The sequence below is a fragment of the Ammoniphilus sp. YIM 78166 genome, from assembly GCF_004522215.1.
Lineage (GTDB): Bacteria > Bacillota > Bacilli > Aneurinibacillales > RAOX-1 > YIM-78166.
On record NZ_SDLR01000007.1, the window covers coordinates 141,164 to 154,127 of the forward strand.

The window sequence follows — 12,964 nt, forward strand, 5'->3', positions numbered from 1 at the left end:
GGGGGAACATGAATGATAGAGAGAAGAGTTGCCATTACGGTTAATGAAGCTGTTCAAAAAGTGATGGCAGAAACCAAAGCTGGAGAATACGAGCGAGTTCCCATTTCATTTTGCGATGGGCGGTTTTTGGGATCAGACTTGATTGCGGAACAGCCCATCCCATCTTTTGATCGTTCAGGCTTCGATGGATATGCGGTTCGCTCAGAAGACTTGCAAAGCGCGAGTATGGAGTACCCGATTGAACTAGAGGTGATCGAAGGAATCGGTGCAGGAGCTGTACCTAGTAAATCCGTCCAGGCTAAACAAGCCGTTCGATTGATGACAGGTGCCCAGATGCCGATTGGTGCCGATGCGGTTATCATGCTGGAGTTGACCGAAGAGCTCGTTTGCAACGGAGTGAAAAAAGTAAGGATTAAGCGTCCGGTCAAGTCTGGGGACAACGTCATTTTTAAAGGGCAGGATGCAAAACAAGGCACGGTTCTCGTAGAAAAAGGGACGTTGATCAACCCAGGGGTTAAAGCCTTGCTCGCGACCTTCGGCCACAGCGAGGTGATGGTATCGAAAAAGCCAGTGATCGGTTTGTTTGTGACAGGAAACGAGCTTCTAGATATCGACGAACCTCTAGTGCCAGGAAAAATTCGAAACAGTAACTCCTATATGATTAGTTCCCAAATTATTCGCTCCGGTGCGGAGCCTCGATACTTAGGTAAGCTTCCGGACCACTTTGACACCTGCTATAAAAACATCCGCACTGCTCTGGATGAAGTGGATTTGTTGATTACGACAGGTGGAGTTTCCGTTGGGGACTACGATTATATGCCAGCCATCTATGAGAAGCTCGGAGCCTCCGTCTTATTCAATAAAATCGGGATGAGACCGGGAAGCGTTACAACGGTAGCCACCTGGAATGGCAAATTATTGTTTGGTCTATCGGGTAATCCTTCGGCTTGCTATGTAGGGTTTGAATTGCTCGTGCGTCCGGTGGTCCGAAAGCTGCTAGGCTGCCCGAATCCACACCTCAAGAAGATCCGTGCCATCTTAGATACCGATTTCCCTAAGGCCAATCCATTTACCCGTTTCGTAAGGAGTAAGTTGAGCTATCGGGAAGCTAAAGTTTTCGTTTCTCCCAGTGGCCTGGATAAATCCAATGTAGTCACCTCGCTTGCTCAATCCGATTCGCTGATGATCCTGCCAGGAGGGACGAGAGGGTATGAAGCGGGCATGGAGGTAGAGGTGTTATTGCTGGACGATCAGGAAGGCAGTGACTGGTCCTTTACCTAAAAAAAATAGAGCTGCAGACTCCAATGGACTGCAGCTCTATTCTATATTGCACATCAGGATGGGACATTCTTCACAGTTAATTTCCCGTCTGAGGAAATCAAGATCGTGTATGTGTATGCGTCCCTTATGGATGCTAAGAATTTCTTTGCTTCTCAGCTCGCTTAACATCCGGTTCACGGTCTCTCGTGACACTCCGCAGAAATTTCCTAGCTCGCTGTTGGTAAGCGGGATATCGATAAGAATTCCCTTCTCCGTTTTGACACCGTAGCTGTTAGACATGCGGATCAAGGTAGAAAAGAGAGCTCCTTTTTTTCCATGGAGAACGAGGTCGTGCAGCTTGGTTTGGGTTCGGCGGAAATGGTCGCTCATCCATTTCATGAATTCAAAGGCCAGGGCACCGTTCTCAAATAGCTTCTGTTCCAATTCTTCTTTATTGATAACGGCAACCTCCCCATCCTCTAGAATTTTGGCGTTAAGCAGATATTTGGCCTGTTCGGTGAAGAGAGTCAGCTCGCCCACGATATCATTTTTGGAACAAATCCGCAGCGTAAGCTCCCTTCCATCCGGGGTGATTTTGCTGATTTGAATACGACCCGATCTGATGACATAGAGCTCTTTTGCTTCTCTTCCCTCTTGAAACAAATACGTGCCTTTCCTCGTTTTAATGGTATGCTCCGCGGAATGCAAAAGCTCCTTGAGTTCAATGGAAAGTGTTTCTTTCATTATGATCCCCTCTTCGATTTGGTAAATGAAAAAAAAAGAGGGCTTCTTTTGGTCAAAGATGCCCTCCGCGTAGACTAGCAAGGGGCCTTCACCAAAGAGTCTACGGTTTTCCCTAGTGTCATGTAATGATCATACAGGAGACTTCCTGGCTCATAGACGGAAGGGGTAAGAATGGAAGTGTTGGGTTCCTCGATCGGTAGTCGAGCGATCACTTCTGAATGAAGCTCTTGCGCTAACTGGTCACCGCCTCCTTTACCGAAGAGGAAATACTGTTCTTCGCTGTTCGGGGGAGTAAAGTAACTCATATTCTCCACGATCCCAAGAATCTCATGCTTGGTTTTCAACGCCATGGTTCCTGCACGCTCCGCGACATGAGTAGCGGCCGGGTGAGGGGTGGTTACAATGATTTCTTTACTATTTGGAATCAGGTGATGCAAATCAAGCGCGACATCTCCTGTTCCAGGCGGAAGATCTAATATGACATAATCGAGCTCTCCCCAAATCACATCTTTTGCAAAGTGCTCCACAATTTTGCCAAGCATGGGTCCTCTCCATACGATCGGATCATTTCCTTTGACCAAGAAGCCCATTGACATGACTTTCACACCGTATGATTCGACGGGGATAATCTTGCCGTTCATCGTTTTAGGCTTTGACGTCAAATTCAAGATCTTCGGCACGCTAAATCCATATATATCTAGGTCTATTAAAGCGACCTGCTTGCCTAATCTAGCTAAAGAAAGGGCGAGGTTGACGGATACAGTGGATTTACCCACTCCGCCTTTTCCACTTGTAACTGCGATAATTTCTCCGGTTAACATCCTTTTCACTCCTCATATAGGGATTACTTCTATCCTAAGAGTTTGAGAACTTTTCCACTATGACATTAATCACACCTCTGATTTCGTTCAAAAGTTTGTCACGGTTGACTGTGATGTAGTTCACAGTGAACTCTTTCGGTACCCTTTACAATAAGCTCATGAAGCATTCGTTGAGTGGCCCAAACGAAAACGAAAAATAAATCAGTGAAAAGGAGCTTGACTATGAAATCCTTTGAACGGTCCTTTTATTCCAAGACTAGCATGTATGCTTTTCTAGTGACCTTGGTTCTGTTCTTTACCATGTGGATGGGTACAAAAAACTTTAGTCATATTGATATGGCCTTGCTAGGCTATATGATCTCATCTTTTATCTTTGCGATCGGCATCACGATTCGGATGTGTTCTTGGCTGATTCGACCGGCCACTCGTCAAGTGGTGAAGCGGTCCATTCAAAATTTAAAAACTTCGGAAAGAATGTCCCGAAACATTCGTTCTATTCTGGTCACAGCATTTGAAAATATCGTGTTGCAGAAGTTTATTTTTAAAAGAGGAATTTGGAGAGGAATACAGCATTTCCTGATTGCTTGGGGGTGTTTGGGATCCTTAGCGATCACGTTTACGTTAACCTTTGGTTGGATGCATTTTCAATTAGTTGATCCCGTCACCTATCAGATTGTTGTCATGGGAATTCCTACTATTTCGATGGACGCAAACGGACTATTTGCCAAGATGGTCTACAACGGATTAAATATTACCGCTCTAATGGTTCTTGCTGGGGTATCTATGGCGATTGTAAGACGGATTCGAGAAAAAGACCTGAAAGTGACCCAGCGAGCTGAATTTGATTTATTCCCTCTTTATTTATTGCTTGCGGTCACGGTCACTGGATTGCTTCTCACCGTGTCCTATAGCTTCTTAGACGGTTGGATGCATCATTACCTAACCTTAGTTCACCAAGTGACGGTAGTTGTTTTCTTAGTTTACTTCCCCTTTGGGAAGCTGTTCCACTTGCCGATTCGTCCGTTGGCAACAGCTGTTCCAATGAACTACCAGGAGGTTCTGAAAGTGGAAACAAGAGCATGTAAGAAGTGCGGAACGAACTATAGTAGTGACGATCAAATTGCGGACGTAAAAGAGATTTTAGCGGCACAAAGTTTCGATTTAAAGATGGCAGATGGAACGTATCTTGCCGATTATTGTCCACCATGCCGCCGTCGAATCCGCGTTATGAAGCAAATGAACATGGAGGCTCCGCAAGGAAATCCTTACGGGCCAATACGAACAATGAATGATGTTCATATTTCAGGCTTTGGCAAAAAACGTTCAGACGAATTTTATGACTTGCCAGATAAAAAAGAAAAGAAAGTATCAGGAGAATAATAGGAGGGAAGTAACATGAGCCAGTTTGTAACCAAAGAATGGGTAAAGAATCTTCACAAGCCAGGGGAAAAGTTAGTGACCACACACTGCTGCTACTGTGGGATGCAATGCGGGATGCACCTTCGTGTTGAAGAAAAGTCAGGTAAAGTGGTAGGGGTTGAGCCGCGCTATGATTGGCCAGTCACCCTTGGAAAAATGTGCCCGAAAGGGGTTACTGCTTATCAGACGGTGGAGCATAAAGAACGGATTCTCAAGCCGTTAATTAAGAAAAATGGGCAGTTCGTTGAGTCCACATGGGATGAAGCGTTAGACCTTATTGCAAGGAAGTACGCGGAATTACAGCAAAAGCATGGGCGTGATGCTCTCTCTGTTTTTGGCGGGGTGTCCATGACCAATGAAAAATGCTACCTTGTAGGGAAGTATGCCCGCGCGGTTCTTGGCACTCGTTTTATTGATTATAACGGACGGTTCTGTATGAGCTCGGCAGCGGGAGGATTTTTGAAAACATTAGGTACGGATCGGGGCTCTACGTTGCCTTGGCCTGAATTAGAGCACTCCGATTGCTTCTTTATCGCCGGCTCCAATACAGCCGAGTGCCATCCGACAAGCATCCAATGGCTCTGGAAAGCCAAAGACAAAGGTGCCAAGATGATTGTAGCGGATCCTCGCGAAACGCCGACAGCCCGTATTGCCGATGTTCACTTGGATCTCAAGCCGGGAACGGATTCTGCTTTGGCGAATGGAATTATGCACATTCTTATTATGGACGGATATGTAGATGAAGACTATGTCAGCCAGCGTTGCAATAACTATGAGGAGCTAAAGAAGGCCGTCGATAAATTCACGCCTGATTATACGTCCAAAATTACAGGTATTCATCCAGACAAGATTATTAAAGCGGCGCATATCTATGGCCGATCCCCTCGATCCGTCGTGATGTTTGCCCGCGGAGCCGAGCAGCAATCTAAGGGTGTAGACAATGTATCCCTTTATACCTCGATGGCTCTCCTTCGTGGACAAATTGGAAAGTTTGCTTCCGGGGTCGCGACATTCACCGGTCAGGCTAACGGACAAGGGGGAAGAGAACACGGGCAAAAAGCCGATCTGCTTCCTGGCTACCGCAAGCTCATCGATCCAGAAGCGGTCAAATACATTTCTGCGCTATGGGGAATGGATCCTAAAGATATGCCAAAACCAGGAGTATCTGCGTTTGAAATGTTTGATGAGATTCATGCAGGCAACATTCGTGCTATGCACGTGATGTGTAGTAACCCAGCGGTTTCTGCTCCGGATACAGAGTATGTATGGAGTGCTTTCCGCAAGCTGGATTTCATGGTAGTCAGTGACTTCTTCCTATCCGAAACGGCAGAGTTCGCCGATGTCATCTTACCTGCAACGACGTGGGCCGAGGATGAAGGAACGACAACGAACTTAGAGGGACGCGTCATCCGCATCCGTAAAGTGAGAGAAGCGCTTGGCGAATCGAAGACCGATTGGGAAATCATGCAAGCCATAGCTAGACGCATGGGTAAAGGCAAGTTTTTCCCTTATGAAAATGCAAGAGAGATCTGGGAAGAGTTCCGTCTCGCGACAAAGGGTGGAAAGGCCGATTATTACGGGATTACATGGGAGCGCATTGATAAAGAGGATGGAGTTTTCTGGCCATGTCCTTCTGAAGATCACCCAGGAACTCCGACGATGTTTAAAGAAAAGTTTGGACACCCTGACGGCAAAGCAAATTTGGCTGTGGTGGATTGGCAGGAGCCAGGGGAAACGCCAACCAAAGAATATCCGCATATTTTAACCACGGGACGTGTGGTGTACCATTTCTTATCCGGAAGCCAAACGCGCCGTACCGAGTTCTTGATGGAGCAATGCCCACTGCCTTACGTGGAAATCCATCCTGAACTGGCAAGTCAATATAACTTACGCAATGGGGATCGAGTTAAGCTCACCACACCGCGTTCACATATGACCTTAGACGTACGTCTGACTAAAGCAATACGCAACGATACCGTATTTGTACCTTATCACTGGGGCAAGGAATTGGCGGTCAACCAATTAACGAATCCGTGCTTGGATCCGACTTCCAGAATGCCTGAATTTAAAGTCTGTGCGGTCAAGATCGAAAAAGTATAGGAAATTAGAGGAGGAACCGCCATGAATAAAATTATGTATCTCGAATTCGAACGCTGCGTTGGCTGCCGCTCTTGTCAAGCGGCATGCCGCGAATGCGGTGATCATGAATATAAAGAAAGAAACTATGTAGAATATGTAGATTTTATGGAAAGCCGCCAAACGTATCCGATGCTCTGTATGCAGTGTAAGGATCCAGCATGTGCCAGAGTATGTCCGGCTAATGCAATCCAAATTACAGAAGAGGGTGTCGTTCTGTCTGCAATGGAAGAAAAATGCATTGGTTGCCGAAATTGTACGTTTGGCTGCCCATTCGGAATTCCGAAGTTCGACTTTGAAGCGAACAAAATGTATAAATGCGACATGTGTTATGATCGCACAAAGCATGATATTGCTCCGATGTGTGCGTCCGTTTGTCCAAGTGATGCGATCCGCTTTATTGACTTCGAGGAAATGCAGGCCTTGCGTCGCCGACGCACGCAGATGAACCTAGTCGAAGGAAAGAAACCGAAAGAAGGCAATAAGTGGGATTATGTACCTGAGTTCTTCGGTGTGTATTCAGATTAATGTTCAGAGGAGGGATTAGTCATGCCAGATGAGAAAAAACTTCTTCGCAATCAAAAAGATACGAATGATGATATGATCAACCTTGTCGATAACTTGAATCGGGAAGATGACTTAAAATACAACCGCCGTTCTTTCTTAAAGACGGCCGTAGGCGCCACGGTGGCTCTTGGCTTAGCCACCGTACCTTTTTCAATTAAGGCGATGATGGACAAAGGTCAGGGGGATACACAACGTGTCAAGATCGGGGAATTAGCCGACCTTCCAAAAGGAGAAGCGTTAAACTTTAACTATCCTACTGAATCCGAACCTGCCATCTTGGTTCACACCAAGGATGGGCAATTAAAGGCTTATAATAATAAATGCACGCATCTTCAATGCCCGGTTTTTTATGAGAGCCAACAAGATGTCTTGCTCTGTCCATGCCACCAAGGGTTCTTTAGCGTCGAGAATGGGCATCCCGTTGCCGGGCCTCCGCAGCGCGAGCTTCCTCTCATTGAGGTGGAGGTAGTGGATGGGACGATCTATGCCATAGGAAGGAAGATTCGCCATGATGCCTAAAAAAGGGTGGTGGGCTATTATTTTCGTTTCCTTGGCTGTCAATGTGGTCATGCTGCACTGGACAGTGGAAGCTTTTTATGGCTTAGAATATGAGCATGTATTTACGTATACGGTTGTGGCATTAGTCTCTGTGGCTATCTCCTTCTTTGCTTACCTAGGATGGAGAAAAGCGGAATACGGCAAATAACCAAGAAGACAAGGCTGTTAAAATTCGCCTTGTCTTTTTCGTATATTTGACTCTTAACGAGAGAAAAATGAAATAGAATTGATTGATGAGGGGGCTAACACGTGAACCATGACAAGGACTATGATCGTGATCATGAAGAAGTAGCAAGAGATCAAATGAATGCAAACGCTCTAACGCAAATTTTAGAGAGTTCGTTAGAAATCGAAACGGAGTTAATGCGAACATATATTATTACGGCAGAGCGGATTCACGAAGATCCGGAGCTTAGGGAAAGACTTCAGAATTTTGCCGAAGGCAATGCCAAGAGGACTCGGCAGCTCATGGATGAGTTAAGCAACATTAAAGGATAACAAAAAGACTAGCCTAATGGACTAGTCTTTTTGTTTTAACGATTACCATGCCCCTGTCGGTTCAATGACTAGTGAGGGTCTGGATAGGGTTTGTTCTCCTGCAGCGGTGATTAGGGTACATTCCGTAATCCCAAATCCGTTTGTGGAGGACTCGGTGTAATCCATTAATAAGCCTTCACTGATCACCCTTCCTTCTGGGTCTAGGACTTTCACCTTTTGACCTTTCATGGATTGATGTTTGGCACGGAGGAGGAACAGCTCCCAGGCGGAAAAGTTGGTGATAATGTACGCTCCTTCACCGGTGGGGAGGTAACCCAACAAGCTGTTCGTATCCTCTATAGTACCCTCTAACTCGCCCAGGACGCCTTTTAATGCTAGGTGGATGGCCGTGTACTCCGACATGTTCAGGCTGCCAGGGAAGGCAATAGAAGCCTCTCCTGGGGTGGCCTGAGGCTCTAGTCGCGCCAGCTGCTTTTGGTCCTTCGTCTCCAAAACATAATAGCCTTGCGCTCTTTTAAACCCGTGTTCAGTAAGGGCCTGATCTATATCGCGGGATGGGTTATATTGTATCATGGCAGAAAGCATGGCTTACGTCTCCTTTTTCGCTTCATTTGATGTTTAATCCTAAGGCATGATACCGGGATAGTCGATGAAAAAAATCACACCTATGCTTCTTCTAAGGGCTCTTTGTGAACAAAAAACGAATCCGGTTCTATTTGTGAGTTTCGTCACACCTGCGCCCTATTGATTTCCTTATGATATAAGTATCAGCCGGACAGCTGAATCGATGATCATCAAACCAAAAGCTAGTCTTACTTATTATCAACAAAAGGACTTATTATCCATTAGGAGGAATCAAAAATGAAGACGGAAACCATCGGGACAAAGACTGGTGGACGGATCGGGGCAAACTGGAATCCGGAAAATGAAACATTCTGGGAAGCAGAAGGGAAACGGCACGCCAGAAGAAACTTACTAATCTCCGTACCAGCGCTCTTAATCGCTTTCGCCGTTTGGCAAATCTGGTCTGTCGTAGCCGTTCGCTTGAATGATGTCGGCTTTGCTTTTACATCCAGTCAACTTTTTACACTTGCTGCTTTACCAGGACTTACAGGAGCGACGCTTCGTATCTTTTATACCTTCCTGCCAGGAATCTTTGGAGGGAAAAACTGGACGGTTATTTCAACAGCTTCCTTACTCATTCCTTCAATAGGAATCGGCTTTGCCGTTCAGAACCCCGAAACGAGCTTTACAACTATGGCCATATTAGCGGCACTCTGCGGACTTGGCGGAGGAAACTTCTCATCCTCCATGGCTAACATCAGCTTCTTTTTCCCTAAGAAGGCTAAAGGAACGGCTCTTGGGATTAATGCTGGAATCGGGAATCTCGGTGTAAGTACAGTACAGTTCATCACCCCGATTGTCATTACGACGGGTATTTTTGGTGCATGGGGTGGAGTCAATCAGCAATTAGCCAATGGCTCTGACGTTTGGATCCAAAACGCAGCCTTTATCTGGGTTATACCGATCGTTTTAGTTACTATTGCAGCAATGTTTGGAATGGATAACCTTTCTTCCGCAAAACAATCCTTCAAAGATCAAGCGGTTATCTTTAAGAGAAAACATACATGGATCATGACTTGGCTTTATGTAATGTGCTTTGGTTCCTTTATCGGTTACTCTGCAGCGTTTCCGCTGTTGATCAAGTCTCAATTTGCGGACTTGAACGTGATTCACCTGGCTTTCTTAGGACCGCTAGTGGGTGCTGCAATTCGACCTTTCGGCGGATGGCTATCCGATAAACTGGGTGGAGCCTTCGTTACCTTCTGGGACATCATCGTTATGATTGCCGCAACATTCGGAGTTATCTATTTCTTAAATGCCAATAACTTTACTGGATTCTTGATTATGTTCCTTATCTTATTTACTACAACAGGAATAGCGAATGGTTCAACCTTCCGTATGATTCCTTTCATCTTCCCGGCAAAAGAAGCGGCTCCAGTCCTTGGATTTACGGCAGCCATCGGTGCTTACGGTGCTTTCTTCATTCCTAAAATCTTCGGATGGTCTATTGCGACCACAGGAGCGGCAAACTTAGCCTTGTATCTTTTCATCGGGTATTACGCGATTAGTTTAGTGATTACATGGTACTACTACTCAAGAAAGAATGCAGAAGTGAAGTGTTAGAACATTTAGGTGTACCTTTACAGGTACACCTATCTGAATATTGATGTGAGGTGACGATAATGAGGTTGAAGGATTTTGCCAAGGCAGGACATCCACCCACTCTTCTAAGTGCATTTCTCTACTTTGATATCAGTTTTATGATTTGGGTGATTCTTGGAGCAACAGGTACGTTTATTGTAGAAGATCTAGGGTTATCTCCGGCCCAGAAAGGGTTGATGGTAGGGATTCCGGTTCTTGGAGGAGCTTTAATGAGGATTCCCATGGGACTGCTTGCTGACCGTTATGGCGGAAAGCGGATGGGAATGATCGGCATGCTATTGACTATGATTCCGTTGACGTGGGGATGGTTGTTTGCCAATAGTCTGAGTGAAATTTATGTTCTTGGGTTTTTATTAGGAATTGCCGGCGCCAGCTTTGCTGTAGCCCTGCCCCTAGCAAGCCGATGGTATCCCAAGGAGCATCAAGGCTTAGCGATGGGAATCGCCGGTGCAGGAAACAGCGGAACGGTATTGGCGATGCTGTTCGGACCGCGGATTGCAACCGCTTATGATTGGCAGACGGTATTTGGTTTAGCCCTTATTCCTCTCGTGATTGCCTTCATCGTATTTGCTACTTTTGCTAAGGATTGTTCAACAGAGGCGAAACCCATGAAGTTTGCCGAGTATATGCGCGTGATGAAGCAAAAGGAGCCTTGGCTGTTCGCTTTCTTCTACAGCTTATCCTTCGGTGGCTTTGTTGGACTTACCAGCTATTTGACCCTGTTTTTCTTTGATCAATACGGAGTAAGTAAAGTAAGGGCGGGAGATTTCGTCACACTCGTGGTGTTTGCTGGAAGCTTTGTACGTCCCATTGGAGGGTATCTAGCAGATAAGTATGGGGGTATGAAACTGCTCGTGTTCCTCTTTGGAGGAGCGGCCGCCACGATGTTTATTGTCGGCACCCTGCCGCCAGTTTATGTTGCTTTATCTCTTCTGTTTGTAACCTTAATTTTTATGGGGGCAGCCAATGGAGCGCTATTCCAGGTCATTCCCGTAAGATTCCCAAAAGAAGTCGGACTGCTGACGGGGTTCGTCGGAGCGGCGGGAGGCTTGGGAGGGTTCTTCCTTCCGAATATCCTAGGAACGTTCAAGCAAGTCACAGGCTCTTATTCCTATGGCTTCTGGTGGGTGGCAGCCACCATGCTCATAGCGATTTTGTTTATGGTAGGGTTGAAGCGAGTGATTGAGCTGAGAACGCCGAAATTGGCTAAAAGGAGTAAGGCCGTCCGTTAGGGACGGCTTTTTAGTATGTATAAGTTTGAAGGCGTGGAGGATGCTCACGAAACTGAGCGTTTTCCTCCCAAACCGGTAATGATTCCAAGACCTCGCGAAGGTTTTTCGAGGTTTGGAGTGATTTTGGTCTACTTTTTCTAAGAGCAATCTAAACTTTGGATTAGAATCTCTGATTTTAAGCTGCTTTTTTAAGTAATTCTGCTTTTATTTTTCGTCTATACCGTTTTTTGGCCCCGAACACTCTCGCACGTGGGCGGATGCTCACAAAATTTTTGATTTGCTCACGGAAAAGTGGCATTTGCTCACGAGTTGGTATCGTTTGTTCACGTACCTGTAACCATTCCAGCTAATCTCGGAGGTTTGGTCACGATACTCGGTGAGTTGCTCCCGAACCCGTAATGGATACAATTAAGATGGAGTCATTGCTTTACTTTTTCTCGGGAAGCGATCGGGCATCCCGGATCACCCTGTGATCAAGCACCAACTTTAATGCCGGGGATTTTCAATAAACCGATAATGATTCCAAATTGCGTGGAGGTAAATCTCCCCTTAATCTTGCAAGTACGTAAAAAGGCCATTGTTCTAACCCTGAACAATGGCCTTACGCGCTGTTACCTTTTCCGAGCCAAGCACTCCCGAAGCTTCTGATCGAGGATTTTCTTAAATTCCACATGGAGAGGTGTTTGGGACTGGTTTACTTGTGAAGAGGTTGTAGTTGGTCTCATGATGTATCCACCTTTCCATTAAAGTAACTATTATCTTATATGGAAACTTCAAAGGGGACTATGAAGTTTGTCACATGATATTCATCAGGACTTTCTTGCTTAACAGCATATCGACAAGCTGATCCCAGTGGTTCACGCGCTGAAATTGGGAAATGTGACGATTCCATGGGTGGTCAAAAATGATCTTGGTTTCCACTGGGGACTTCATAATATTATGAGGACCATCATCCACGAATATATCTCCTAGTACTAGATCCTTGCGGTGGGTGAGGACTAGACTGGGCTGTGTAAGGAAGCCCAGGTTTTCGCGGATCCAGTAGTATTTGTCTTGATAAGCATAGTGTTCACTGGCGGTTACAAATACGATATCGTAGTAGCAGGACAGCTCCTGAATACCTGCGATTGCCCCTTCTTTTGCGGGCAGATTACGGAAGAATCCCGGCTCTTTATTAATCTCTTCGAAAATCATGTGCATAATGTCCGGTGGGAGAATACTCGAAAGATCCCACTTTGTCCATTCTTCCTGGTCATAGAGAGTCCCTGTCTTTTCGTAGATCCGTTTTACCCATGTTGAAGTCTGGTCAACAGTTACATCATCCATGTCTAAGAGAAGAACTTTTCTCCGGTCTGCAATGGTCATTCGTAATCTCCTTTCATCCTTATGCGTCGATTACCCACTGATGAGGGGTGATTTTGTCGTGTTAACATATATAGATAGAGATCAGGTCGTTTAGAACTACTTTATGAAGATTAAAATGGGTTTACATTTTTACCAAAA

The 12,964-nt window shown here is 45.7% G+C and carries 12 protein-coding genes and 1 pseudogene; 9 read left to right on the forward strand and 4 right to left on the reverse strand.

The features are described 5' to 3' along the window. Positions 1 to 12: 12 nt before the first annotated feature. Entirely contained in the window at positions 13 to 1,281 is a 1,269-nt protein-coding gene (locus EIZ58_RS26675; protein WP_134704029.1) for a molybdopterin molybdotransferase MoeA, read from the forward strand. 36 nt (positions 1,282 to 1,317) lie between these two features. On the opposite strand, the gene EIZ58_RS26680 is transcribed toward EIZ58_RS26675, so the two are convergent. Continuing rightward, positions 1,318 to 2,010 (reverse strand): Crp/Fnr family transcriptional regulator, encoded by a 693-nt coding sequence (locus EIZ58_RS26680; RefSeq protein ID WP_370297818.1) that lies wholly within the window; start codon positions 2,008 to 2,010, stop codon positions 1,318 to 1,320. A 68-nt stretch (positions 2,011 to 2,078) separates the two neighbouring features. Further along, a pseudogene (locus EIZ58_RS26685) lies at positions 2,079 to 2,807 on the reverse strand (Mrp/NBP35 family ATP-binding protein); the annotation flags it as partial. Positions 2,808 to 3,086: 279 nt separating this feature from the next. Between EIZ58_RS26685 and EIZ58_RS26690 the strand changes: the two are divergent. The 6 genes from EIZ58_RS26690 to EIZ58_RS26715 all read left to right on the forward strand — a co-directional run bounded on the left by EIZ58_RS26690 (position 3,087) and on the right by EIZ58_RS26715 (position 8,003). Next, on the forward strand, positions 3,087 to 4,205 hold the full coding sequence (locus EIZ58_RS26690; protein WP_240689431.1) for an MFS transporter: 1,119 nt from the start codon (positions 3,087 to 3,089) through the stop codon (positions 4,203 to 4,205). A gap of 15 nt (positions 4,206 to 4,220) precedes the next feature. Continuing rightward, positions 4,221 to 6,344: a formate dehydrogenase subunit alpha gene (gene fdhF / locus EIZ58_RS26695; RefSeq protein WP_134704033.1), complete on the forward strand. Its 2,124-nt coding sequence runs from the start codon at positions 4,221 to 4,223 to the stop codon at positions 6,342 to 6,344. 21 nt (positions 6,345 to 6,365) lie between these two features. Then, the gene (locus EIZ58_RS26700; protein ID WP_134704034.1) at positions 6,366 to 6,908 is read left to right on the forward strand and encodes a 4Fe-4S dicluster domain-containing protein; all 543 of its coding nucleotides are present in this window, start codon (positions 6,366 to 6,368) and stop codon (positions 6,906 to 6,908) included. Positions 6,909 to 6,929: 21 nt separating this feature from the next. Next, positions 6,930 to 7,466 carry a Rieske 2Fe-2S domain-containing protein gene (locus EIZ58_RS26705; protein WP_134704035.1) on the forward strand — a complete coding sequence of 179 codons (537 nt, stop codon included), beginning with the start codon at positions 6,930 to 6,932 and terminating at the stop codon, positions 7,464 to 7,466. Continuing rightward, positions 7,456 to 7,653 carry a hypothetical protein gene (locus tag EIZ58_RS26710; protein WP_134704036.1) on the forward strand — a complete coding sequence of 66 codons (198 nt, stop codon included), beginning with the start codon at positions 7,456 to 7,458 and terminating at the stop codon, positions 7,651 to 7,653. The genes EIZ58_RS26705 and EIZ58_RS26710 overlap by 11 nt, the downstream gene beginning before the upstream one ends. 101 nt (positions 7,654 to 7,754) lie before the next feature. Continuing rightward, a complete protein-coding gene (locus EIZ58_RS26715; RefSeq protein ID WP_370297814.1) occupies positions 7,755 to 8,003 on the forward strand; it encodes a hypothetical protein in 249 nt (82 codons plus the stop codon). A gap of 42 nt (positions 8,004 to 8,045) precedes the next feature. On the opposite strand, the gene EIZ58_RS26720 is transcribed toward EIZ58_RS26715, so the two are convergent. Further along, entirely contained in the window at positions 8,046 to 8,588 is a 543-nt protein-coding gene (locus EIZ58_RS26720) for a hypothetical protein (protein WP_134704037.1), read from the reverse strand. Positions 8,589 to 8,864: 276 nt separating this feature from the next. Here EIZ58_RS26720 and EIZ58_RS26725 point away from each other — a divergent pair, with 276 nt between their 5' ends. Both EIZ58_RS26725 and EIZ58_RS26730 read left to right on the forward strand, forming a co-directional pair. Next, a complete protein-coding gene (locus EIZ58_RS26725; protein ID WP_134704038.1) occupies positions 8,865 to 10,190 on the forward strand; it encodes a NarK family nitrate/nitrite MFS transporter in 1,326 nt (441 codons plus the stop codon). 59 nt (positions 10,191 to 10,249) lie between these two features. Further along, positions 10,250 to 11,461: a nitrate/nitrite transporter gene (locus tag EIZ58_RS26730; protein ID WP_134704039.1), complete on the forward strand. Its 1,212-nt coding sequence runs from the start codon at positions 10,250 to 10,252 to the stop codon at positions 11,459 to 11,461. A 795-nt stretch (positions 11,462 to 12,256) separates the two neighbouring features. On the opposite strand, the gene EIZ58_RS26735 is transcribed toward EIZ58_RS26730, so the two are convergent. Continuing rightward, complete coding sequence (locus EIZ58_RS26735; protein ID WP_134704040.1) at positions 12,257 to 12,826, reverse strand: 5' nucleotidase, NT5C type; 570 nt, start codon at positions 12,824 to 12,826, stop codon at positions 12,257 to 12,259. Between the last annotated feature and the right edge of the window lie 138 nt (positions 12,827 to 12,964).

Bases quoted from the DNA above. Each gene is read 5' to 3' on its own strand.
- EIZ58_RS26675 (WP_134704029.1), top strand. From the start codon at position 13: ATGATAGAGAGAAGAGTTGCCATTACGGTTAATGAAGCTGTTCAAAAA.
- EIZ58_RS26690 (WP_240689431.1), top strand. From the start codon at position 3,087: ATGTATGCTTTTCTAGTGACCTTGGTTCTGTTCTTTACCATGTGGATG.
- fdhF (WP_134704033.1), top strand. From the start codon at position 4,221: ATGAGCCAGTTTGTAACCAAAGAATGGGTAAAGAATCTTCACAAGCCA.
- EIZ58_RS26700 (WP_134704034.1), top strand. From the start codon at position 6,366: ATGAATAAAATTATGTATCTCGAATTCGAACGCTGCGTTGGCTGCCGC.
- EIZ58_RS26705 (WP_134704035.1), top strand. From the start codon at position 6,930: ATGCCAGATGAGAAAAAACTTCTTCGCAATCAAAAAGATACGAATGAT.
- EIZ58_RS26710 (WP_134704036.1), top strand. From the start codon at position 7,456: ATGATGCCTAAAAAAGGGTGGTGGGCTATTATTTTCGTTTCCTTGGCT.
- EIZ58_RS26720 (WP_134704037.1), bottom strand. From the start codon at position 8,588: ATGCTTTCTGCCATGATACAATATAACCCATCCCGCGATATAGATCAG.
- EIZ58_RS26725 (WP_134704038.1), top strand. From the start codon at position 8,865: ATGAAGACGGAAACCATCGGGACAAAGACTGGTGGACGGATCGGGGCA.
- EIZ58_RS26730 (WP_134704039.1), top strand. From the start codon at position 10,250: ATGAGGTTGAAGGATTTTGCCAAGGCAGGACATCCACCCACTCTTCTA.
- EIZ58_RS26735 (WP_134704040.1), bottom strand. From the start codon at position 12,826: ATGACCATTGCAGACCGGAGAAAAGTTCTTCTCTTAGACATGGATGAT.